This window comes from Belnapia mucosa, from assembly GCF_016775475.1.
GTDB lineage: Bacteria > Pseudomonadota > Alphaproteobacteria > Acetobacterales > Acetobacteraceae > Belnapia > Belnapia mucosa.
Window position 1 is genome coordinate 396,761 of record NZ_JAEUXJ010000001.1, and the last position, 23,083, is coordinate 419,843.

Annotated in this window: 20 protein-coding genes; 9 read left to right on the top strand and 11 right to left on the bottom strand. The window is 67.7% G+C overall.

The features are described from left to right. Positions 1-37: 37 nt before the first annotated feature. Positions 38-2,176: a molybdopterin-containing oxidoreductase family protein gene (locus JMJ55_RS01900; RefSeq protein WP_202823790.1), complete on the bottom strand. Its 2,139-nt coding sequence runs from the start codon at positions 2,174-2,176 to the stop codon at positions 38-40. Positions 2,177-2,296: 120 nt separating this feature from the next. Between JMJ55_RS01900 and JMJ55_RS01905 the strand changes: the two genes are divergently transcribed. Both JMJ55_RS01905 and JMJ55_RS01910 read left to right on the top strand, forming a co-directional pair. Next, on the top strand, positions 2,297-3,292 hold the full coding sequence (locus JMJ55_RS01905; RefSeq protein WP_202823791.1) for a Gfo/Idh/MocA family protein: 996 nt from the start codon (positions 2,297-2,299) through the stop codon (positions 3,290-3,292). Further along, positions 3,289-4,257 (top strand): Bug family tripartite tricarboxylate transporter substrate binding protein, encoded by a 969-nt coding sequence (locus JMJ55_RS01910; RefSeq protein WP_202823792.1) that lies wholly within the window; start codon positions 3,289-3,291, stop codon positions 4,255-4,257. The genes JMJ55_RS01905 and JMJ55_RS01910 overlap by 4 nt, the downstream gene beginning before the upstream one ends. 56 nt (positions 4,258-4,313) lie before the next feature. On the opposite strand, the gene JMJ55_RS01915 is transcribed toward JMJ55_RS01910, so the two are convergent. Next, positions 4,314-5,387, bottom strand: a complete 1,074-nt coding sequence (locus JMJ55_RS01915) for a malate/lactate/ureidoglycolate dehydrogenase (protein WP_202823793.1) — start codon at positions 5,385-5,387, stop codon at positions 4,314-4,316. Between the two features lie 222 nt (positions 5,388-5,609). On the opposite strand from JMJ55_RS01915, the gene JMJ55_RS01920 reads away from it, so the two are divergent. Continuing rightward, a complete protein-coding gene (locus JMJ55_RS01920) occupies positions 5,610-6,416 on the top strand; it encodes an SDR family NAD(P)-dependent oxidoreductase (protein WP_202823794.1) in 807 nt (268 codons plus the stop codon). A 30-nt stretch (positions 6,417-6,446) separates the two neighbouring features. Further along, a complete protein-coding gene (locus tag JMJ55_RS01925) occupies positions 6,447-7,310 on the top strand; it encodes an aspartate/glutamate racemase family protein (RefSeq protein WP_202823795.1) in 864 nt (287 codons plus the stop codon). A 42-nt stretch (positions 7,311-7,352) separates the two neighbouring features. Here the strand turns inward: JMJ55_RS01925 and JMJ55_RS01930 are convergent, their stop codons facing one another. The 3 genes from JMJ55_RS01930 to JMJ55_RS01940 form a co-directional block, all read right to left on the bottom strand. Further along, positions 7,353-8,273: a tripartite tricarboxylate transporter substrate binding protein gene (locus JMJ55_RS01930; protein WP_202823796.1), complete on the bottom strand. Its 921-nt coding sequence runs from the start codon at positions 8,271-8,273 to the stop codon at positions 7,353-7,355. 101 nt (positions 8,274-8,374) lie between these two features. Further along, positions 8,375-9,145: an SDR family NAD(P)-dependent oxidoreductase gene (locus tag JMJ55_RS01935; RefSeq protein WP_202823797.1), complete on the bottom strand. Its 771-nt coding sequence runs from the start codon at positions 9,143-9,145 to the stop codon at positions 8,375-8,377. Positions 9,146-9,162: 17 nt separating this feature from the next. Further along, positions 9,163-9,816 (bottom strand): SDR family oxidoreductase, encoded by a 654-nt coding sequence (locus JMJ55_RS01940; RefSeq protein ID WP_236033384.1) that lies wholly within the window; start codon positions 9,814-9,816, stop codon positions 9,163-9,165. 302 nt (positions 9,817-10,118) lie between these two features. On the opposite strand from JMJ55_RS01940, the gene JMJ55_RS01945 reads away from it, so the two are divergent. Next, on the top strand, positions 10,119-10,961 hold the full coding sequence (locus JMJ55_RS01945; protein WP_202823799.1) for a polysaccharide deacetylase family protein: 843 nt from the start codon (positions 10,119-10,121) through the stop codon (positions 10,959-10,961). Here JMJ55_RS01945 and JMJ55_RS01950 read toward each other — a convergent pair. The 3 genes from JMJ55_RS01950 to JMJ55_RS01960 form a co-directional block, all read right to left on the bottom strand. Then, positions 10,951-11,757, bottom strand: a complete 807-nt coding sequence (locus tag JMJ55_RS01950) for an IclR family transcriptional regulator (RefSeq protein ID WP_328702554.1) — start codon at positions 11,755-11,757, stop codon at positions 10,951-10,953. The genes JMJ55_RS01945 and JMJ55_RS01950 overlap by 11 nt on opposite strands. Positions 11,758-11,831: 74 nt before the next feature. Continuing rightward, positions 11,832-12,701 carry an LLM class F420-dependent oxidoreductase gene (locus JMJ55_RS01955; RefSeq protein WP_202823801.1) on the bottom strand — a complete coding sequence of 290 codons (870 nt, stop codon included), beginning with the start codon at positions 12,699-12,701 and terminating at the stop codon, positions 11,832-11,834. 63 nt (positions 12,702-12,764) lie between these two features. After that, on the bottom strand, positions 12,765-14,024 hold the full coding sequence (locus JMJ55_RS01960) for a CinA family nicotinamide mononucleotide deamidase-related protein (RefSeq protein WP_202823802.1): 1,260 nt from the start codon (positions 14,022-14,024) through the stop codon (positions 12,765-12,767). Positions 14,025-14,198: 174 nt separating this feature from the next. On the opposite strand from JMJ55_RS01960, the gene JMJ55_RS01965 reads away from it, so the two are divergent. The 3 genes from JMJ55_RS01965 (at position 14,199) to JMJ55_RS01975 (ending at position 16,736) form a co-directional block, all read left to right on the top strand. After that, the gene (locus JMJ55_RS01965; RefSeq protein WP_202824317.1) at positions 14,199-15,788 is read left to right on the top strand and encodes an ABC transporter substrate-binding protein; all 1,590 of its coding nucleotides are present in this window, start codon (positions 14,199-14,201) and stop codon (positions 15,786-15,788) included. Between the two features lie 9 nt (positions 15,789-15,797). Beyond that, positions 15,798-16,199 carry a DUF4186 domain-containing protein gene (locus JMJ55_RS01970; RefSeq protein ID WP_202823803.1) on the top strand — a complete coding sequence of 134 codons (402 nt, stop codon included), beginning with the start codon at positions 15,798-15,800 and terminating at the stop codon, positions 16,197-16,199. A gap of 108 nt (positions 16,200-16,307) precedes the next feature. Then, on the top strand, positions 16,308-16,736 hold the full coding sequence (locus tag JMJ55_RS01975; RefSeq protein WP_328702556.1) for a DUF1810 domain-containing protein: 429 nt from the start codon (positions 16,308-16,310) through the stop codon (positions 16,734-16,736). Positions 16,737-16,789: 53 nt separating this feature from the next. Here JMJ55_RS01975 and JMJ55_RS01980 read toward each other — a convergent pair whose 3' ends face one another. The 3 genes from JMJ55_RS01980 to JMJ55_RS01990 form a co-directional block, all read right to left on the bottom strand. Continuing rightward, positions 16,790-18,226 carry an amidase gene (locus JMJ55_RS01980; RefSeq protein WP_202823804.1) on the bottom strand — a complete coding sequence of 479 codons (1,437 nt, stop codon included), beginning with the start codon at positions 18,224-18,226 and terminating at the stop codon, positions 16,790-16,792. Positions 18,227-18,326: 100 nt separating this feature from the next. After that, positions 18,327-19,331, bottom strand: a complete 1,005-nt coding sequence (locus JMJ55_RS01985; protein WP_202823805.1) for a Bug family tripartite tricarboxylate transporter substrate binding protein — start codon at positions 19,329-19,331, stop codon at positions 18,327-18,329. Positions 19,332-19,366: 35 nt separating this feature from the next. Next, a complete protein-coding gene (locus tag JMJ55_RS01990) occupies positions 19,367-20,698 on the bottom strand; it encodes an MmgE/PrpD family protein (RefSeq protein ID WP_202823806.1) in 1,332 nt (443 codons plus the stop codon). A gap of 604 nt (positions 20,699-21,302) precedes the next feature. On the opposite strand from JMJ55_RS01990, the gene JMJ55_RS01995 reads away from it, so the two are divergent. Next, positions 21,303-22,991: a sensor histidine kinase gene (locus JMJ55_RS01995; RefSeq protein WP_202823807.1), complete on the top strand. Its 1,689-nt coding sequence runs from the start codon at positions 21,303-21,305 to the stop codon at positions 22,989-22,991. The last annotated feature ends 92 nt before the right edge of the window (positions 22,992-23,083 follow it).

Consider the following 23,083-nt stretch of genomic DNA (forward strand, 5'->3'; position numbering starts at 1 on the left):
GGACGAAGCCGAAGGCATGCAGTGGCCTTCCAATCCCTCAGGCCCTCTGCGTGCTGGTGGGACGTACGGCGCGCAGGCGGCAGGGCAGCGCGCCGATATCCACCGACCCACTCATCGGATCGGCGGCGCCGCGGTAGCTCAGCGCGGCATTGACGTTGATATCCAGCGCGGCGAATTCCGGCCCCGGCGCTTCCGGCAGCCACCAGCCCATCCCGGTCGTCAGGATCCCGGGCTGAATCCGGTCGGTGATCGTCACACGGAGCCGGCAGGCGCCCGGGCCGCCCGGCAATTCCACCTCCACCCAATCCCCCTCGGCGACACCATGGGCCGCCGCGGTCTCCGGATGCAGCCGGACCTCCGGATCGGGCGAGACTTTTCGCGCCCAGGCCTGGTCGCGGAAGCGGGAGTGATGATAGGTCTTCTCACGGAAGCCGGTCTGCAGCAGCAGCGCATCGCCCGGCGCTGCGGCGGCCGGTGGCGGCAGGAAGCCCGGCAGCGGGTCGAGGCCGTGCCGCTCGGCGGTTTCCGAATAGAGCTCGATCTTGCCGGTCGGCGTCTTGAAGCCATGCCGCGTGAAGTCGCCCAGCTCGAACTCGAAATGGGCGTAGCCGTCGCGGCGCAGCTCCGCCAATGAAACCCCGCTTTCCCCCAGCAGGAAGGCATTGAATTCGGTCTGGCTGCGCCAGGGCAGCAGCTCGGCGGTGAGGGCGCCGCGGGCGCGCAGCCGGTCGAGCAATCCGACAGCAATCTCCAGGTCGCTGCGCGCCTCGCCACGTGCGGGCACGGCGGCGGTATAGGCGATGTTCGGCCCGGAGGGGTCGAGAGTGACCTCCTCCTCCTCCAGCGTCGTCGTCTTCGGTAGGACGAGGTCGGCAATGGCCGCTGTCGGCGTCATCGTATGCGCGGCGACCGCCAGCACATCCAGCGAGCGAAGCGCGGCGAGTGTCCGGCGCGCATCCGGATAGGTCACCGCGATATTGACCCCGCTGACATAGGCCGCGCGGACCGGATAGGGCTTGCCGGTGAGCATGGCCTCAATGACGGAGGGGTTGTGGCAGGCCGTCTGCCAGCCCTCAGGCCCGGCCCAGAGCGGATAAGCTTCGGCGCCGATGGTCTGACGCTCGACCGCCTTGGGCAGGCGGAAGCGCGGCTCGTGCAGCAGTTCGAGATAGGTGCGGAAGCCAGCCGGCTTCTTGACCCGGCGGTTGCCGCCCGGCCGGTCGAGATTCCCGCTGATGGCAACCAGGGCGTGGAAGGCGCGGAAGGCCTGCACTCCATTGCTGGCCGCATCGATGCCGTGGCCGCCGACAAAGCAGGACGGACCCTCGGCATAAAGGCGGGCAGCGCCTTCGATGGCCTCGGCCGGGACGCCGGCGATTCCAGCGGCCCAATCGGGCGTGCAGGAGGCCACGCGCTCCGCCAGCGCCTCGAAGCCATGGCACCAGCGCGCGACGAAATCCGCGTCATAGGTCCGGTCGCGGATCATCGCATGCAGCAGCGCGAGGCCGATGGCGCCATCGGTGCCCGGCCGCGGTTGCAGCCAGATATCGGCCATCTCCGCCGCCGGCGTGCGAAAGGGATCGAGAACCACCAGCCGCGCACCGCGCGCCCGGGCCCGCTTGAGCTCGGCCCATTGGATCGGGTCTGCGGCATGCGGGTTGCGACCGACCAGCAAGGTGCAGCGGGCCGCCTCGATATCCTCGCCGCGGCCGATATTCAGCCCGGTGAGGCGGTCGCTGACCGCGCGGCAGCCGCCGCAGAGATCCTGGTTGATCATCCAATTCGGCGAGCCGAGGCTGCGCAGCAGCAGCGCGACCACTGCGCCGCGGCTGAAGAAGGCGCCGCTGACCGCGCCGGCCAGCGCCAGCGGGCCATGCTTGGCGCGCACGGCGGCCAGGCCATCGGCCAGCTCGTCCAGCGCCGCATCCCAGGACACCCGCTGCCATTGGCCGCTGCCGCGCTCGCCCACACGCCGCAGCGGGTGCAGCAGGCGGTCGGGATGGTCGGTCCAGTCCTGCAGGCCGCGAATGCCCTTGACGCAGAATGCGCCCTTGGAGGTCGGATGTGCGGGATTGGGCGCGATCCTGGCGACGCGGCCAGTCTCATCCAGCGTCAGCAGGGCGCCGCAGAGCGTGCCGCATTCCCAGCAGGTGCTCGGGATCGTGGAAGCTGTCATGCAGGGGAGGGTGTCATCCCGGACGGCGTCGCCGCAACCGTCTTTGCGCTCGCCCAGGGCGGAGCTTCCCATCGGGAATGGTGTCGCTATCCTTCGCGCATCAGGAAGGGATAGGGTGGCATGCCGGTCAGGCGGTTGCGCTGGGGGTTGGTTGGGCTCGGCTCCCTGGCGAGGAATGGCATCGTCCCGGCCGCCGCGCGCTCGGCCCATGCGGTCATCCAGGCCGGCGCCACCCGCGACCCGGAGAAAGGCCGTGAATTCGGCCAACGCCACGGCATTCCCCGCATCCATGCGCGCTACGAGGATTTGGTCACCGACCCGGAGGTGGATGCGGTCTTCGTAATGACGCCGAATGACCGGCACCGGGAGGTCGTCCTCGCCGCCGCCGCAGCGGGGAAGCCGGTGCTTTGCGAGAAGCCCCTGGCCATGACCGAGGCGGACGCGCAGGCGATGATCGCCGCCTGCGAGCGTGCCGGGGTCATGCTCCGCCTAGGCCTGCATCTCCGCTTCGAGCGGTTCCTCGATCAGGTGGCGGCGGTGATCCGCAGCGGCGCCATCGGCACGCCGCGCGCCCTCTCGATCGAGCGCACCGCGCCGCTCGCGGAACGTGCCCCCTGGCGCGAGGATGCCGCGCGCGGCGGCGGCATCCTCTACGATGTCGGCCTGCATCTGCTCGACCTGGTGCCGCGGCTGCTCGGCACAGACTATGCCGAGGTCGGCGGCCTCGCCTATCCGCCACCGGGTGGGGGGCAGGGGGCCGATACCATTTCCCTCCTGCTGCGGATGCAGGATGGGGCGCAGGTAGCGCTGCGCGCTTCGCGGGAGGCCCCGCATTCCGGCAGCGACCTGACCGTGCTCGGCACCGCCGGCATGCTCCGCACCGGCCCGCTGCGCTGGGTGGAGGAGTTCACCCTGACCGTCACCAATGCCGAGGGGGAGCGGGTGGAGCGCCATCCGGCCAGCGATCTCTACCGTGATGAGCTCGACGGCTTCGCGCTCGACCTGGCGGATGGCGGCCGGCGGCTGGGCACCGGGGAAGACGGGCTGCGGCTGGTGCGCCTCGCCACGCGGGTGGAGCAGGCGATCCGCGAGCACCGCCTGGTGCCGCTGCCATGAGGCGCGACCCGACCCGCCGCTCCCTGGCCGGGCTGGCCCTGCTGGCGCCCGTTGCCGCCGCGGCGCAGGAGGTCTGGCCCCGCCGCCCGCTGCGGATGGTGGTGCCCTATTCCGCTGGGGGTATGACCGATACCGTCGCCCGGATGCTGGCGGACCGGTTGGGCGTGGCGCTGGGCCAGCCGGTGGTGGTGGAGAACCGTCCCGGCCTTGCCGGCACCATCGGCATGGATGTCGTCGCCAAGGCGCCGCCGGATGGCCACACCATCGGCATGGGCACCACCAACCAGACGATCAATGAGACGCTGCAGCCGCGCCGGCCCTTCCGCCTGTTGGAAGACCTGGTGCCGGTGGCGATGGTGGACAGCGTCCCCTTCGCGCTCGCTGTCAGCAATGCGCTGCCGGTGCGGAATCTGGCGGAATTCATCGCCCATGCCGCGGCGCATCCGGGGGCGCTGAACTATGCCTCCTCCGGCCCCGGTTCCGCCCTGCATCTGGCGATGGAGAGGCTGGCCCGTCAGGCTGGCATCCAGCTCCAGCACATCCCCTTCCGCAACTATGCCGAGGCGCGGACGGCGCTGATGGCCGGCCAGATCCAGGCCATGTTCGACGGCAGTTTCACCCTGGCGCCGTTGATCCGCGCCGGGCAGATCCGTGGCCTCGCCACCGGCGGATTGAAGCGCGATCCGCAACTGCCAGAATTGCCCACCCTGGCCGAAACCTGGCCGGGCTTCGAGGCCGGGCTGTGGAACGGATTGTTCGGCCCGGCCGGCATGCCCGGCCCGGTCGTCGTCCGGCTGCATGCCGAGGTGAATCGCATCCTGGCCGAGCCGGCGGTGATCGATGCCCAGGCGGCGCTCGGCGCGGTCGGCCTGCCGATGTCGCAGCCCGCCTTCCGCGACCTGGTCGCCGCCGAGATGCAGCGCCATGCCGAGTTGGTGCGCGCTACCGGCGTTCAGCCGGATTAGTACGCGCGAGCCCAGGCCGTCAGCGGCAACCCAGCCAGCAGTGCGGTGCCAGTGGCTCAGACTCCCGCGATGGCGGCGAGGCAATCCACCGGGATACCGACCTCGGCCGCGGCGCCGCAAAGCTCCGTCCAGGTCGGACCGGGCACCGGGATGCCGTCGCGTTGCCGTTCGGCCTTGGTGATCCGCTCCTTCTCGCCAGCCACGAGCACCGGGTGCTCCGCGCCGGGGGCGGCGGTCTTCACATGCGCGACCATGGCCGCGGTCTCCGCCCGGAAGGCCTCGATGTCGCCAAATCGGGCCGGGTCGAGGACCAGGGCGAACATGCCGTTCACGATGCCGCGGTCCTTCGGCGTGGCCGGCTGGTTGGTGCCGCCGCCGGTGAGGGCTCCGGCCAGGATCTCGCACATCAAGGCGAGCCCCGAGCCCTTGTGCAGGCCGAAGGGCAGCAGCGCACCGCGCGGGCCATCGCCATACATCGCACCCGGATCGGTGGTCGGTCGGCCGGAACGGTCCACAAGGCTGCCCTCCGGCACCGGCCGGCCGGCGGCATGGGCCACGCGGACCTTGCCGATGGCGATCGCGCTGGTGGCGAAATCGAGGATCAATGGATATCCTCCGGCCGCGACGGGCGGGATTGCGATGCAGATGGGGTTGGTGCCGAAGCGCGCCTCGCTGCCGCCGAAGGGTGCCACCACCGGCGGGCCGGAGACGGCATTGACGAAATGGATGGATAGCATCCCTGCCGCCACGGCCTGGTCGCCATAGGCCCCGATGCGGCCGAGATGGTGCACGTTCCGGAGCGCCAGCAGCCCCAGGCCGGTATCGCGCGCTGAGGCAATGGCGAGGTCCATGGCTTGCCGCCCGACAACCTGACCGAAGCCCATGCCGCCATCCGCTACGATGATGGCGCCGTCCCGCCGCGCCACTTGGATCGCGGCGTTGGGCGCCAACTTGCCGGCCAGCACGTTCAGCACGTACCGAGGCGCCAGCTGCACGCCATGGCTGTCATGACCTTGCAGGTTCGCTTCCAGCAGGTCTGCCGCGACGATGGTCGCGCTCGCTGGGGCCGTCCCCGCCGCCTGCAGCATCTCCACGATGGCTGTCTGCAGCCTCTCCGCCTGGATCAGCATGATGGAGGTTCCTTCGCCGCTGGCTTGTATGAGGGGGAGGGTAGGCAAGCACGAGAGGCAGGGTCAACGTGACCCTTCGCAACTCGACGCTGCCCAACTGCTCTTGACAGCTCTGGCGCCGAGCTGAAAACCTATCACATAACGAACCCCGATATCGTAATGCGATATCGGTAATCCGGCATCAGCGCCACACGGTTCCGACCACATTGCGGGAGTACGTCCATGACCGCCTCGCAACGCTTGCAGGGCAAGGTCGCCATCGTGACCGGGGCAGGCTCCTGCGGGCCGGGATGGGGCAATGGGCGCGCCACGGCGGTGCTCTTCGCGCGCGAAGGCGCCACGGTCATCCTGGTGGATCTGGACCGGCAGGCGGCAGCCGAGACGGCGGCCTTGATTGAAGGCGAGGGAAATCGCTGCGAAGTCGCGGCGCTGGACGTCCTGGATCTCGACGCGACGGTCGCCCTCGCCGAGCATTGCGACAAGACCTATGGCAGGATCGACATCCTGCATTGCAATGTCGGCCGGGGAAGCCCCGGCGGCCCGCTGGAGCTGAGCGTGGAGCAGTTTCGCCGCGACCTGGACATGAACCTCACCAGCGCCTTCATCGGCTGCAAGGCGGTGTTGCCGGTCATGATCCGGCAGGGCACCGGCGTGATCACCACGGTGGGCTCGATCGGCGGGCTGCGCCATCTGGGCCACGACCATGTGGGATATTCCGCCGGCAAGGCCGGCCTCGTGCAATTCACGCGGCAGATTGCGGGCCAATACGGGCGGCATGGCATCCGCGCGAACACCATCATCCCGGGCATGATGGACACGCCCTTGATGGCGGTGCGGGTGGCGAAGCAAGGCCATCGCGGCGACATGGCGGCGCTGCATGAGGAGGCGCGGCGGCGCGTTCCCCTTGGGCGCCGCGGCACCGGTTGGGATGTGGCACATGCGGCGCTCTACCTTGCCTCCGACGAGGCCGCTTATATCACGGGAACCGAGTTGCTCATCGACGGCGGCTTCATGGTGCAGACCGCCTGAGCCCGATCCACACCGACAGGACCCGACACCATGAGCCAGAGCAATGCCCGCTACCGCTTCCTGATGATCCACGCCTTCAGCCTCAGCGACGAGGCACGGCACCACCTGCGGCCCCAGCATGGCAGCAAGGAAACGGTGCTGATGAACCATGCCGAGTTGGCGCCCTTACTGTCTGATGTGGACTGGGATCTTCATCCTGGCGCGCGAGCGACCCATGGCGACTGGCCGGTCGAGCGTCAGGAAGAGTTCGCCATGGTCGGCACGAACCGCTTGCCGATCGTGAAGGAGGCCTGCGAGAGCGGCCGCTACAACGCGATCGTCCTGCTGGGTGGTGGGGATCCCGGTTTCTTTGCCGCCCGCGAGATCGGCCGGCGTTACGGCATCCCGGTCACCACCTGCGCCCATGCGCAGATGCATCTGGCCGGCATGCTTGGCCATAAGTTCAGCATCGTGGACATCTCGGAAGTCCACAACATGCAGATGTATCATCTGGTGCGCCAATACGGCTTCACCGATCGCTGCGCCTCCATCCGCAACATCGACTATCCCCTGCCGCGGCCACCCTATACCCATCCGCATACGCTGCATGGCGAGCACGCGAAGGCGGAGCGCGGCGAGACCTCCGGCATGCTGGAGGCCGCGGTGGAGGAAGCGGTCGCGGCCATCGAGGAGGATGGGGCCGAGGTCATCATTCTCGGCTGCTCCGGTGCCTTCTGGCTGCAGCGGCCGCTGCAGGAGCGCCTGGTGGCGATGGGCTGGGAGGTCCCGGTCTTCGAGGGCTATCGCTGCGCCATCGCCATGGCGAAGAGCATGGTGGATCTAGGTGTCAATTACAGCGGGCTGATGGTGCCGAGCGACCCGCCGCCGCGGTCCCGCCGGCGCAAGATCTTCTGAGGCCATGGTGTGCTGCGCCAAGCGGCGCAGCACACCTGCCCCTCAGCGATTAAGGTCCACGCGCTTCCCGATCTCGATCCACTGGGATACGATCTGCGCCGTCTGCACCTGATGTTCCTCGGGCGCGTTGCAGATTGGTTCATAGCCCATTCCGAGAAGCTTCGCCTTGAAGCCGGGCTCGGTCATGATGGCGCGGAAGGTGTCCGCAAGCTGGGTGCGGATCTCCATCGGCGTGCCCGCCGGCGCATGAATGCCCCACAGGCTGGCTACATCAACGCCCGGCAGGCCCAGTTCCTCGAAGCTCGGCACGGGCGGCAGGTTCGGATCGGCCGCCCTGTGCGTCGCGGCGATCGGCCGAACGGTGCCGGCGCGGATGAGCTGGGCACCAGAGGCGAAGCCGCCGAAATTCATCGTGACTTCGCCCCCCAGCAGCGCCGTCATCGCCGGGCCGGAAGAGCGATAGGGCACATGCACCATCTCAATATCCGCGCGCAGCCCCATCAGGACGCCGGCAAAATGCGTTGATGCCCCGACGCCGCCCGAGGCGTAGGTGAGGTGCCCGGGATTGGCCTTGCCGTAGGCGATCAGCGACTTGAGATCCTTCGCTTCGAAATCCGGCCGGGTCATCAGCACAACCGGCGCCTGAGCGAGCATGGTGACGCCGGCGAAATCCTTCGCCGTGTCATAGGGCAGCCTCGGGATGATCGATGGATTGAAGTAGAAGGAGTTATCCGCGATGTAGAGCGTGTATCCATCCGGCGCGGAACGCGCCGTGGCCTCCGCACCCACGATCGCGGTGGCATCCGGGCGGTTCTCGACCACGACGGTCGCATTGAGCTGCTGGCCCAGCGGCGGCGCCAGCAGGCGTGCAAGGATATCCGAGCCGCCACCAGGGGCGCGCGGCACGATGATCCGGATGGGCCGGCTTGGGTAGCGTTCCTGCCCGCGGGCAAGCCCCGGCACCCCGCCCGCAAAGGCGGCAGTACCGAGAAGGGCGCGCCTATGGATCAGCATAAGGGGATTCTCCTCACTCCAAGGGGCGATGGTGTTCCGGACAATGTTCGTCAGGGACGTGGCGCAATGGCGTCATCCAGCGGAGGCCCGTTGCCCGCCGGAGATACGGCACCGAGCGACAGGCCGCCGCAGACATAGAGTGTCTGACCGGTGATGTAGCTCGACCGGGTATCGAGGAAGAAGGACACGGCCTGGGCGATCTCCTCCGGTTCGCCAATGCGGCGCATCGGCACGCCCTCCCGCAGCCGCGTCACATCCGGTGCGTTCGGCGGGTTGTTGCGGCTGAACAGATCGGTATTGATGGTGCCGGGGCCGACGGCGTTCACCGTGATGCCCTCGGCCGCGAAATCGCGTGCCCAGGACCGCGTGAGCGAGGCCAGCGCCGATTTGGTGGCGGAATAGGCGCTCCGAGTTTCGCGCCCCATGGCGGCTCGGCTGGTGATGTTCACGACGCGGCCGAACCTTGCCTCCCGCATCCCGGGCAGTACTGCCTGGAGGCACAGTAACGCGCTACCGAGGTTGAGCCGGTTGAGCCAGCGCTGCGTGTCGCCACTGGAGTCGATGACGTTCTCCCGGCGGGAGGAGCCGACATTGTTCACCAGCCGAAGCACGGCGCCATGCGCAGCCAGGAGCTGGGCAAGGGCCTTGCGAGCCTCGGCGGGCTGGGTGATGTCGACAGCCTCGAACCCGGCGAGACCCGGGGGAGGGGAGGGATCAATGTCCAGGCCGAGAACCGCGTAGCCATCGGCAATGAGGCGCAATGCGATGCTCCGGCCGATGCCGCTGGCCACGCCGGTGACGAGGACTGAACCGCCGTTCAAGGCTTGGCGCTCTTGGATCATAGCGGGAGGCCGCTTGCGAGGCGGCCGCCACAGACGGACAGGACCTGACCCGTGATGCTGGCGGCGCGTGGATCGAGGAAGAAGGCAACGGCATGAGCCACCGCCTTGACGTCCGGCTGCGGCAGCATGTGCGGCAGACGGGGAGCACCCGGATCGGCGGCGGGATCGAAGCCGATGACGACGACGTTCACGGTCACCAGGAGCGGTGCGAATTCCAGTGCCCAACTGCGTGCCAGCCCGAGCAGGCCACCCATCGCCGCGGCTGCCACTGTGTTGTGCGCCGGGCCGGTGACGGCGCTGTCCAGGAGGACGACGATGCGGGTGCCCTGATCGGCACCACGCCGCGCCACTAGGTCCCGTGCCATGAGGCCGGCCGGGACGAGGATGGCATCCAGTGCGTCGATGAAGTCTTCGACCGGGATACGAGCATCGACGCGGTCGAGCACGGGTGGCAGCACCAGAATGGCTGGCGGCGGCGCCGCGATGGCGGAGGCAGGAATGTCGTCGAGCTGAGCTGGCACGGGCGCATAGCCGGCTTTGGACAGCGTGGCCGCAATGGTCGTCGTGAAGTCCGTTGGCGTGCCGACCAGCAGCAGCGGGGTTCTGGATTGCTCCGCGGTGGCGGGCACATCGTCAGCTCTAGCCGGCATGGTCAAGGCACAGCTCCCCTCAGCGCCTGCGAAATGCCGCCTGACCGACCAGGGGCCTTTCCCATCCATCATATCGTCATGCGATATCTTGGCGCATATTATGGTATCAGACGATCGGACCGCGCTCCGTGTCAATCCTGATCCTGCAGCGCACCATACGGCCCATCTAGAGCCTGGATGCGGCATGCTGCCGTGCTGCGATGGCTTGCGAAGGCGAGGGCGGTCGGCAATCCTTGCCCGCGATGACGGTGCCAGCGCATGACGCCCGATGCGTTCGGCAGCCATGTTCGAGGAAGCTGATCATGCCACGCCACATCGCCTGCCTGTCCTTCGACTTCGACACTTGGTCCGGCTTCGCCTCCCGCGGCCTCACCACACCCACGCCCATCTCGCGCGGAGAGTTCGGGGTGATCGGTGCCGGCCGCATCCTGGATCTGCTCGGCAGCCGCGGCATCCGCTCGAGCTGGTATGTGCCAGGCGTGGTCATCGAAACCTATCCGCAGGCCTGCGAACGCATCGTGGCCAGCGGGCATGAGATCGGGCATCATGGATGGAGCCATGTGCCGCCGGCCAATCTACCGCCAGACCGCGAGGCGGAGGAGTTCGGCCGCGCCGTGGAGACAATCCGCCGCCTGACCGGACACGGGCCGGTCGGCTATCGCTCCCCGGCCTGGGATATCAGCGACCGCACAATCGACCTCGTCCTGCAACATGGATGCCGCTACGACAGCAGCATGATGGGCCATGATTGCGAGCCCTATTTCGCACGCCGCGGCGACAAGGTTGCGGCCGACCAGCCGCTGCAATTCGGCGAGACCACCGATCTGGTCGAGATTCCGATCAGCTGGTCACTGGATGACCATCCGCATTTCGAGTTCATGCGGACGAAGGAATTCCTGATGCCGGGGCTCGCCAATGCGGGCGGCGTGCTGGAGAATTGGATCGAGGACTTCGAGTATATGCGCCGCATCACAGAATGGGGGATGCTGGTCTACACCTTCCACCCCTATGTGATCGGCCGCGGGCACCGCATGCTGATCCTGGAGAAGCTGATCGATGCGCTGGGCGAGATGGATGCTGTCTTCATGACCCTGGACGAGGTGCAGCAGGAATTCCGTGCCAGAAGCAGCGCGACTAGCGGCTGAGCTCTGCGGCAGCCGCCATCAGCGGGGGCATCATCTCCTGCTCGAAGGCGTCACGCTCCCAGTCCCGGGTCGAGACGGCGATGTTCACGGCGGCAATCGGTGCACCCTGCGAGTCCAGGACCGCTGCCGCACCCACCATCTCGACAGGCAGCCATTCCTCGCTTTGCACCGCATAGCCCTGCCGGCGGGCGCGGCGAATCTCGGAGAGGATGGCGTCGGGATCGGTCAGGGTGTGCCGCGTATAGGCCACCCGATCGGAGGCGTTGATGATCCGCGCGGCCTCTGCCTCATCGTCATGGGCGAGCATGGCCCGGCCGGCTGCGGTGCAGAAGACGGGAACACGACGGCCGATCAGTGCCGGGCGAAAGGTCTCGCGTTTGGCCTGCATGCGCAGGACATAGAGGACGGTGTCGTGATCCGGGACCACGAGGTCCACACGCTCCTTCACGACCCGGCGCAGATCCACCAGCACAGGCAAGGCCCGTTCGATCAGCGGATGGGTTCGCAGATAGTTGTATGAGAGGTCGAGGACGCGGCTCCCCAGCATGTAGCGGCGCGTCACCGGATCCTGGTCCAGATAGCCGATATCCCGCAGCGTGCGCGTGACCCGCTGCACGGAGCTCTTGTCGAGCCCCGAGGCCTGGGCGAGCTCGACGAGGCTCAGAGCCCGCTCCCGGCCGGCGAAGGCCTCCAGCACCTCGAAGGCCTTGCCGATGGATCGGACCGAGCCTGGGGCTTCGCTGGCCTCTGCCAAGTGGCGTAGGCCCTGTGGCCGCTTCGGAGGCACTGCTCTCACGCTGTCGACGCCGTGCTGTATTACGAGACAGCGTATCGATTGGCGCCATGGTCGGCAAGCGCGGTCACCGATGCCTACGCGACCATCTTCACCAGCTTTTCGATCTCCGCCATGCGTTGGCCAACGCGGTCGGCGCGCTGGCTGCCCAGGTTCACCACCAATCGATCGACGCCCAGCTCCGCATACTCCTGCATCGCATCGATCGGCATCGTCGCCGGCGGGGTGATGATGATCTGGAAGTCCTGGTTGCGTTGGCGCCCGGCTTTGGCGAATGCCTCATCGAGCCGGCGAAGCATCTCCTTCGTGCCGGCCGGGTCGCGGCTGAAGCCATACCAGCCAGCGCCGAACCGTACGGCGCGGCGGAGCGCCGGTTCCGCATAGCCACCGACGATGATGGGGACATGCGGCTTCTGGATCGGCTTGGGATCCAGGCGGCAGGTCTCGAACTTCACCCATTTGCCCTGGAAATCGACGACCGGCTCGGTCCAGAGCCGCCGCATGACCTCGAGGAACTCGTCGCAGCGTGCCCCGCGGTCTTCCCAGCCATAGCCGCAGGCCTCGACTTCCTCCTTGTTCCAGCCGACACCGATGCCAAAATCGATACGGCCATTCGTCAGCCAATCCAGCGTGCAGATCTCTTTGGCCGTGTACAGCGGGTTGCGCTGCGGCACGAGGGCGACGCCGGTGCCAAGGCGCAGCCTGGTCGTCCCGGCAGCGAGGAAGCCGAAGGTGGCGATGATGTCCAGCATGCCACCGCCCTCCGGAAGGGGAATGCGCCCGTCCTTGGAACTGGGATAGCCGAAGGTATTCTTGTCGAAGAGAACGACGTGTTCGCCCATCCAGATCGAGTCCAGGCCGATATCCTCGGCCTGGCGCCCGAAATCGCGGATCATCCCGGGTGTCGCCAAGGGCGACATGAAGGTGGAAAACACCCCGATCTTCATACGGACTTTCCTCCCCGCTGATGTCGGTGGCCCGACATCCTGTTATCTGGCCGCCAGTTAGGCTCAGCGCCGCTCGAAATCCAACCCTTCATCCGTCGGGAGGCCGAGCAAGTGGCGGCGCAGGCAATCAAGCGCCATTTCCGCGGCACCAAGGCGCACCCAGTCCCGACCGCCAACCAGCCGTGCCTCTCGCACGGTTGTCGTCTCGGAACCGACCAGGCCAATGGTGATGGCGCCGCCGGTTTCCGTCCCTTCGGCTCCCACCTCCATCCTGACCAGCACTGCGAGAGCGTGTGTCGCGCCGCTCTGCTGTTGCAGTGCCAGGCATACTGCCCGTGCGGCCACCGGTCGTGACTCCTCCGCGGCCGTGCCGACCGCAGCAACCATCTGTTCAAGGTCGCAGGCCACCAGGCCGCGCCGAAAAACCTCGTTCGCCCCTGCGACTTGCGACAGCCGGGATGCGATGGCACCGCCCGTGAAGGTTTCAGCGACTGCCAAGGAACCACCACGAGCTCGCAGCGCGCTCAGCACGACCGTCTCCAGGGTTTCGCTATCCTCGGCGATGATGAAATTGCCCAGCCTGCGGCGGATCTCAGCCTCGACAGGCGCCAGCTTGCGATCGAGCTCCTCCTGGTCGCTGGCGCGGATTGCGAGCTTGGTCTCCAGCTCGGGATAATGGGCCTGGAAGCCCAGCTTCACGCCGCCGCCCGGTGCCAGGGCTTCGATGCCTGCCAGCATCTCGTCGGCGCGCGACTCCCCGATCCCGAAGGAATGGAAGCGCTTCAACCGGGTCACGCCTTGCAACCCGGCCTTGGCCAGAAGCCGGGGCAGCACCTGCTCGTCCAGCATGCGCCGCATCTCACGCGGGACGCCTGGTGTGAAGTAGAAGCGGGCACCGTCTATGGTAACGGCGAAGCCGCAGGCCGTTCCGATCGGGTTGTCGATGAACTCGGCGCCTTCCGGTAGCATGGCCTGCTTCCGGTTATTGGCGGGCATGGGGCGGTTGCGGCGGGCATAGAAGGCCTCCATGCGCGCCAGCCAGGGCTCATGCAGCACAAGGTGAACGCCCGCCGCCTCGGCTGCCATCTCCTGCGACAGGTCGTCCACGGTGGGGCCAAGGCCGCCATTGACGATCACCGCATCGGCCCGCGCCGCAGCCTGGCGGAAGGCGGTGAGCAGGCTGGCGCGGTCATCGCCGACTGTCGTGCCCCAGCAGACCTCCAACCCGGCCTCACCCAGGCGCTGAGCGATATGGCTGTAATTCGTGTTGATGGTCTTGCCGGTCAGGATCTCGTCGCCGGTGCACAGGATTTCGATGCGCATATCGTCCCTTTTGGCCTTACGCCGTCACGGCTTGAGCCTAGCCTGGGCACCGGATACCTCAAGGAGGCGAGAGGTCGCAGCTCCGCCTCTATCCCCCGGGCTTGGAGCGAATTGACGGTCGGAGGCAGCGGCTTCTAGCCTGCTGAACCGCCTGGGGAGGATAAGATGGACGCCATGGACCGCCGGACGCTTTTCCGGGCCGCCGCCGCCATAGGCGGGGCCATGCTCGCCTCCCCCGGCATCGCGCAATCGGCAAGGTCGAGCACACTGCGCTTCGTGCCGCAGGCGAATCTCACGGCGCTTGACCCTATCTGGACCAGCGCGATCGTCACGCAGATGCACGGCTATCATGTCTATGACACGCTCTACGCGGTCGATGGGCAGCTGAAGCCGCAGCCGCAGATGGCGGAAGGCCACACCGTGTCCGACAATGGGCGGCTGTGGCGCATCCGCTTGCGCGAGGGGCTTCGCTTTCATGATGGCGAGCCGGTGCGTGCCCAGGATTGCGCCGCCAGCATGGCACGCTGGTCGAAGCGCGACCCGTTCGGCCAGCTCCTCGCACCCGTGGTGGAAGCCTGGCGGGCCGCCGATGACCGGACGCTGGAGATCCGGCTGACGAAGCCATTCCCGCTGCTGCTCGACGCACTCGCCAAGCCTGACGCCAATGTCGCCTTCATCATGCCAGAGCGGCTGGCCGCAACCGATGCCAATGCCCAGGTCGGTGAGGTAATCGGGTCGGGGCCCTACCGCTTCCTGAAGGACGAGTTCATCTCGGGCAGCCGTGTCGCTTATGCCAAGTTCGACGGCTATGCACCGCGGTCGGAGCCGGCAGACTGGGCTTCGGGCGGCAAGGTCGCGCGGTTTCCGCGGGTGGAGTGGCACATCCTGCCCGATCCCGCGACTGCGGCGGCTGCCCTCCAGAGCGGTGAGGTCGATTGGGTGGAGCAGCCGCTCTCCGACCTCATCCCCACGCTTGCCCGCAGCCGCAACATCGCGCTCGAGGTCCTGAGCCCGGCCGGTTTCATGAGCCTGATGCGGCTCAACCACCTGCAAGGACCTTTCAACGATCTCAAGACGCGGCAGGCGGTCGCGCTGGCGGTGAACCAGGCCGACTACATGCGGGCGACCCTCGGCGATGACCAGTCGGTCTGGCGGGAGTGCCGGAGCCTGTTCCCCTGCGGCACGCCGCTCGGGGTGGAGGACCTTTCGGACTTCGCCAAGCCGCCGCGCAACCTCGACCGGGCCAAGGCCGCGCTCAATGCCTCCGGCTATCGCGGCGAGAAGGTCGTCATCATCAATCCGACGGATTTTCCGTTGATCGGGCCACATGGCCAGGTCACGGCCGATCTGCTCCGGCGGCTGGGGATGAATGTCGATCTTGCCGAGAGCGATTGGGGCACGGTCGTCCAGCGCCGTGTCCGCCAGGAGCCGGTGGAGCAGGGCGGCTGGAGCATCTTCCACACCTATGGTTCTTCCCTGGCCTATCTGAACCCGGCGGTGTCCTCCCTGGTGAAGGGGCCAGGCCGCTCCGGCTGGTTCGGCTGGTACGAGAACCCGCGGATGCAGGAGCTGGTCCAGGCCTGGATGGACGCGCCCGATGCGGAGCGCCAGCAGTCGCTGGGAAATGAGATCAACAGGCTGGCGCAGGATGACGTGGCGACGATCCCCCTCGGCCAGTTCTTCATCCGCAGCGCATACCGTAGATCCATCACCGGTCTGCTGAAGGGCAGCATGCCCTATCCCTGGGGCGTGCGGCCGGCCTAGGGCGACCGGGTGGTAAGGGCAGCCGAGCTGGACGAGCTATTCGCCCGGCTGGCAAATTCGGCCTTCCGGCAACGCTTCAAACTTGCCGCGCGTGAGCGTGACTACATCAGGACCAAGGGGAGAGACACGATCCTCGCGCATGCCCGCGATTTCGTGGCCCAGCGGCTGGCGCCGGCGCATCCGCCAAAGGATGGGCGGCAGACGCCTCTCCGCGGGCATCCGGTCTTTGTTGCGCAGCATGCGACTGCCACCTGCTGCCGGAGCTGCCTCTCGAAATGGCATGACATCCCAGCCGACCGACCCATGAGCGCCGAGGAGCAAAGTCAGGTCGTCGCGGTCATCGATCGGTGGCTTGCGATGCAGGGAGCGGCTGACAGATCAGGCGCCCAGCAGAGCTTGCCTTTGCTCTGAGCGGACTGCCGGAACAGTCCGGGATACCCTGAGCCTTTTCAGCGCCGGCAACGGCCTGGCCCGTGATTCGCCTTTGGGGCTGCTCCGTACGGATGTAGCCTGCTGGCCATGCAGGACCCCTTCGATCTCGAACGCTTCGTGCAGGCGCAGGAGCCCGTGATGGCCGAGGTGCGCCGGGAGCTCGGCGCGGGGCGGAAGCGGACGCATTGGATGTGGTTCATCTTCCCACAGCTTCGCGCCCTCGGCCGAAGCCCGACCGCCCAGCACTACGGCATCGCCTCGCTCGCCGAGGCGCAAGCCTATATGGCGCACCCGGTCCTCGGACCGCGGCTGGTTGACTGTGCCGATCTGGTCCGCGCAGTCCGAGGCCGGTCCGCGCATGAGATTTTTGGCAGCCCGGATGATCTCAAGCTGCGGTCGTCCATGACCCTCTTCGCGGCTGCGCGGCCCGAGGCGACGGTATTCACCGACATCCTTCGTCTGTATTTCGAGGGCAACCCGGATCCGCTGACGGCCGAACTACTGCCAAAGGAATAGCGGATCGGCATCGCCGCCCGTGGCGCATCGCCCGATGCGAAAGCGAATTTTTCTCAGACGACAGGTGGCCGGTATTGGGCCCAGGGCCGGGCCTGCTCAAGAACTGCGCCCAGGCGGAACACGTCAGTATCCGCACTCCATCGACCGACGATCTGGACAGCGGTCGGCAATCCGTCTGCGCCGAAGCCCGATGGCACCGTCAGCGCCGGGTGGCCAGTGAGGTTGAAGGGATAGAGATAGGAGGTCCAACCCTGCCGCGTGATGCCGCAGCGGTGGCCATCGATCTCGACTTCGTCATTCGCCGCATCGAATTCCACCGCGAGCGCGGTGCGCGTCAGCGTCGGCATGACCAGCGCGTCATAGCGTTCCAGCAGAGCCTGCATGGCGCGCCACAGCCGCGTACGGGCGAATTGCGCGTTGCGGAAGTCGGTCAGGGAGAAGTCGGCGCCGCGCTGCATGAAGGCGAGCGTCACCGGATCCATCCCATTCTGCCAGCGCGGCAGGAAGGGGGCGCAGAAGGTCGTGAAATTCGCCTGATACAGAATGCGGCCCTCGTATTCGATCCAGTCGAGGGCCTCGGTCACCTCTTCCACCTCGGCGCCGAGCGAACGCAAACTGTCCAGGCTGGCCAACGTATTCGCCTCGACATCGCTGGCGACGCGCGGATTGGCACAGCGCGGCAGGTAGCCGATCGTCACCCCGGAGAGGTCGCCGCTGATGAGCGTCGGCGACAGCGCGCGCTTGTCCTCGACACCGAGGCTCCAGGGGTCCTTGGCCGATGGCCCGGCCAGCACGGCATGCATGACGGCAGCGTCTACGACAGTGCGGCTGAGCGGACCGGCGAAGATGTTATTGCCGAAGGCATCGCGCCCCGGCTCCCAAGGGACCACGCCGAGCGTCGGCTTGTGCCCGACCAGCCCACAGCAGGCGGCCGGCCCGCGCACGCTGCCTGCGCCATCGGTCCCGAGGCCAAGCGGCCCGATGCCTGCCGCCACCGCGGCCGCGGCACCGCCCGAGGAGCCGCCGGGCGTACGCGACAGGTCCCAGGGGTTCCGGGTGATGCCGAAGGCCAGGCCGTCCGTCAGCCCCTTGACGCCGAATTCGGGCGTGCTGGTCTTGGCCCAGATGATGGCACCCGCCGCGCGCAGCCGCGCCACCAGCCCGTCATCGGCTGCAGCCGGCCCGGCTTCGGCGAAGATCGCGGAGCCATGGCGGGTCGGCACGCCCTGCACGTCCAGCAGGTCCTTCACGGTCACCGGCACGCCATGCAGCGGGCCAAGCGCCTCGCCGCTCATCACCGCCTGCTCGGCGCGGCGCGCGGCCGCGCGCGCCGCTTCTTCCATGACGACCACGAAGCAGTTGAGGCGACGCTGCGCCTCGGGCGCTGCGGCCAGGACTGCGTCCATATACTCGACGGGCGAGAGCTTGCGGCGGCGGATGAGCGCAGCGGCGCGCGTCGCCGGCATGAACAACAGATCCTCGTCGCGCATGGCCGCTCTCCGGTTTCCCAGAATGGAAGGCTAGCCCTGTTCGGTGGCGAGAACCATGCCGAGATGGCGCAGCGGGCGACGTACGGGGCGTCGGGCAGGCTCAGTCCGTGGAGCGGACATTGGCTGCCCGGGCGATGCCGCCCCATTTCTCATACTCGGCGGCCATGAAGCGTTGGAACTCGGGGCGATCCTGGCTGAGCTGGACTTCGACGCCGGCCTCGGCGAGCGCATCCTTGACCGATCTGACCTGCATGACTTCGACCAATGCGCCGCGAAGCCTTTCCAGCACCAGGGGCGGCGTCCGCGCCGGTGCAGCGAGGGCGAGCCAATTGACCGCAATGAAGGCGGGCCGTCCCTGCTCGCCGGAGGTGGGTATGTCGGGCAGGAATTCGGAACGCCGTTCATTCGCCACGGCCAGGCCGCGCAGGCGTCCGGCCCGGATATGGGCCTGCACGGCAGGAAGATCGACGACAACACCATCCACATGGCCGGCCAGCGCATCGGTCACCGCCGGTGCGGCCCCCTTGTAGGGAACATGCAGGATACGCGCGCCGGGCGCCGTGCTGCGGAACAACTCGATGGCTAGATGTGGCAGCCCTCCGCTCCCGGCGGATGCCAGGCTCACGTCACGCGTCTGGGCGAGGCCGACCAATTCGCCCAGATTCGACGCGGCGATGCGAGGGCTCAGGGCCAGAACCTCGGGCGTGACGCCCAGCAGGGTGATGCCCGCGAGGTCGCGCATCGTGTCATAGGGGATGTTGTCGGTGGTATGCGGCGCGAGGACCAGCGGCGAGGCGCTGGTGACGACCAGCGTGTAGCCATCCGGGTTGGACTTGGCGACATAATTGGTGGCGATGGTGCCGGCCGCACCGACCCTGTTCTCCACCAGGACCGGCACCCGGAACAGGCGGGAGAGTTCCGGCGCGATCACCCGTGCGGTGACATCGTTGGAACCGCCCGGGGAGAAGCCTACGACGAGCGTGATGGGCCGCTCGGGAAAACTGGCGCCCTGGGTCTGGGCGGTGGTGGGAGTCGCCAGCACGGTCATGCCCCAGAAGGAGATGATCGCCACCCCGATGCCGCGCAGGATTTTCGCTCGCTGCATATTTTGCGTTCCCCCAACTGCCTGGCTGTCTGCACTCAATGGGTGCCGGCTTCCACAACCTCCGCAACGTCCTTCAGCGAGGGCGCGGCGAGGCACAGCTCCAGCAGCCGCTCGACACGGTCCGCCGTGAGGCTGCGCCGCGCCAAGCCGCGGAATTTGCCGACGAGTTGTGCGTCGGTCATCGGATTGGTGACGCTGCCGATGGCATTCTCGGTGAAGCGCTCCACCCTCCGGCCGTCCCGCAGGTGCAAGGTCACAGCCGCCTGGTTGTCTCGAAGCATCGGATCGGGCGTCGCCTCGGCCTGCTCCTGCAATGCGCGAATGGCGGGACTGCTGACGCAGGGCTGTTCCCCTTCCGCGATGCCGGCCGCGCCATGCACCAGGGCGGCGGCCACCCAGTGAAAGAGACTGACCTGCGCGTCCAGGGCCGTCTCCGGCAGTTTCCGCCAGCAGAGATTCAGCGCATCGGGATGGACGCGCAACTCGATGCGCTCGATCGCCTGATGCAGGACCCCGTCCTCATGCACGAGCGCCAGGCAGGCATCGATGGCGGGGTGAATGACGATGCCGCAGGGATAGGGCTTGTAGGTGTTGTTCAGGACCTCATACCTCTGCCCGAGGTCATCGAGGATCGACGCGGCATCATGCGCGCCGGTGAGCACCTGGAGAAGGCCGTTCCGTCCGTCGATGGTACCCGCGCCGCAGGTGAAGTCGGCCTGCGCCATATAGGCGGCGACCAGCCCATCGCGCGCCGCCACGCCCGGCACATAGGTGATCGCCATGCTGCCATGAACCGAGCGCGTCCCGCAGGCCTGCGCCGCAGCCAGGCCGAGCGCATAGACCAGTTGCTCATGGCGGAGATGCAGCAGGCGGCCGACCGCCGCCGCAGCACCGATGCCGCCGGACAATCCGGTCATGTACCAGCCCTGGTTGGCCTTGCCCGCCGCGATGGCGCAGCTGACGCGGCACTCCAGCTCCATCCCGACCATCAGGGCGGTGAGCAGCGCGGGGCCTGAAACCGGCTGGCCCTTGGCCTTCAGCGCATGCGCTGCCGCGGCGAGTGCGGCGGCCACGGGCCCTGTGGGATGGGTGATGGTCGAGAGATGCGTGTCGTCGAAAGTATGGGCCGAGGTGCTCATGCTGTTGAGCAAGGCCGCATCGGCGAGGCCGACGCGCTCCGGCCGTCCGAATACCGGCACCATGCCCTGGGGCGCCATGGCGAGCACGCCGCGGAGAGCAGAGTCCATGATCAGCGTCGAGGCTCCTCCCGTCGCGCAGGCGACGAAGTTGAGCCAGGCCCGCACGGCTTCCCGCCGGACCTCCTCCGGCAGGGTTTCCCATTCTGCGCTGGCTGCGAACTCAGCCATCCGCTCGGTGGCTGTCCCGGATCGGGATTGCGTCATCTCGGGCGGCCACACGCAGCAAGCGGCAAGCGGCAGCCCCTGCGAGGCAAGGTCCTGGCACGGCTCATGGCATTTCCTTGGACGATCCCGTCTTCTGACGAGAATGCTTATTTCCGTCACCGGATCATAGGGGACGTCGTCCGTCAATCACGGGCCCGCAGGATCGGAATGGCCGCTGTCGATTACAGAATGGCGGGCAACTGCAGAGTCTGGCTTCTGGCGGATGCGGTCGAAGCCGGCCGCTGCGGGGGAGGGCTTCTCTCAAAGGCGGTATAGTCCAGCCACTAGGTCTGGCGTCGTTTCTCCGGTCGTACCGCTCGGTCGTTGCACCCGGCGTCATTGCAACGTCATGAGGCGATCGCAGACATGCGCCGCGGTCATGGTCCTGTGACCGAACAGGCGCGCCGGCATCTCCCGGCATGACTATACACCGTGCTATTATTTCGATTATTTTACCCCTGTTGCCGGATGAGAGCGGCAATGCGCTGGAACTCGTTCGGAACCGTTCCAGGTTCCGCCGATCTCGACAAGGCAAGGAAGCCCTATGCTAGGGAGGTGGACGCCCGGATTGCGCGGCCTGCTGGCCCTGGCTTTCGGTCTCGTCGCCCTGCTCGCGGTCGCGGGCACCACCCTCCTCACCGGCCGCGAAGCGACTATCCAGGCCCGTGAAGACGCGATCGAGACCTTGCACACTTTCGCCAGGGGGATGGCCGACCGGCTCGACCGCGGCATGTTCGAGCGGTGGCGGGACATCCGCATCCTCGCCACCGATCCGGTTCTGAGCAACCCCACCGCGCCGCTCGAGGCCCGCCGCGCCGTCCTCCGCCGTGTGCAGGAGAGCTATCCGGACTACGCCATCCTCGCCTTCATAGAACCGGGCGGCCGGGTGCTGGTGGACAGCCGCAAGCTGGCCGAAGGGGCGGATGCCTCTGCGCGCAGCATCTTCATCAAGGCCAAGGTGCGGCCGGTGGTCGAGGATGTGCACGAGGCCATCGTCCTCGCCCGGTTGCTGCCACGTCAGGTGGATGGCCTGCCACCGCGCTTCATCGACATCGCAGCACCCGTTATCAGCGATGATGGCGACCTGGTCGGGGTGGTGGCCGGCCATCTCTACTGGCAATGGGCCGAGGATATCGCCCGGCAATTCCGCGAGGCGGTCGGGCCGGTGCGGCTGATCGAGCCGATGATCGTCTCATCGACCGGCAACGTCCTGCTCGGCCCGGAGAACTTGCAGGGCAAGCCGCTGCCCGTGGCAGCCGCACTGCCCGGGCCGGCGCGCTGGCCGAACGGGCAGGAGTACCTGACCACGAGCGTCCAGACCCGTGGCTATCTCGACTATCCCGGGCTCGGCTGGAGCGTGGTGGTGCGCCAGCCGATCGAGCTTGCCACGGCGAAGGCGAGCCACACCATCAGCCGGATCGTGGTGAACGGGCTGCTCGCCGCCCTGCTGGCGGCACCCATCGGCTGGCTGCTGGCCTCCTGGATCGCCCGCCCACTGCGGGTGCTGGCGGCCACCTCGGAACGGGCGCATCTGCTGGGCGACGACGTGCATTTCCCGAGCGGGACGGCGAAGGCGCCCTATCAGGAGGCGCGGACCCTCGCCGGGGCACTCGGGCGGCTCGTCGGGGGCCTGCGCGAGGGACAGCAGACCCATGCCATGCTGATCCGCGAGGCCGATCACCGCCTCAAGAACAGCCTGCAGACGGTGGCGGCGATCCTCGTCATGCAGGCCCGCCGCACCAACGACCCGTTGGCGCGCAGCGCCTTCGACGACGCCATCGCCCGCGTGCGCACCGTGGCCGAGGTCCACCGGGCGCTCTACCGGGCGGATGGCCTGCCGGGCGAGCAGGTGAATCTCTGCGCCATGCTGAGCGACCTCTGCCGCCAGCATGCGGCGGCCGCGCTGCGGCCCGGCATCGAGATCGAATGCGAGCCGAGCGGCAGCCATATGCTGGAGGGCCGGCGCGCCATGGCGATCGGGCTGCTGGTGGCCGAGCTGGTCACCAATGCCGGCAAGCATGCCTTCCCCGGGGACCGGATGGGCACGGTGCGGGTGGCCCTGAGCGAGCGCGGGGAGGGGCTGGAACTCGTCGTCGAGGATGATGGCGTGGGCCTGGCCGAAGGGGGCGAGGCCGGCACTGGCCTCGGCAGCATCCTGATCGGACGCCTGGCCCGGCAGGCCGGTGGCGAACTCGCCATCGCCTCGAAGCCGGGGCAGGGCACGCGCGTGGTGGTGCGGCTGCCGCAAGCGGCGTAGGGGCCGGGGCTGCCAGCCCGGGGCCATCGCGTACTGCGCCCAGCGCCATCCTCGCCGTCTATGCCACCAACCGCCCGATGGTGCCGCAGGTG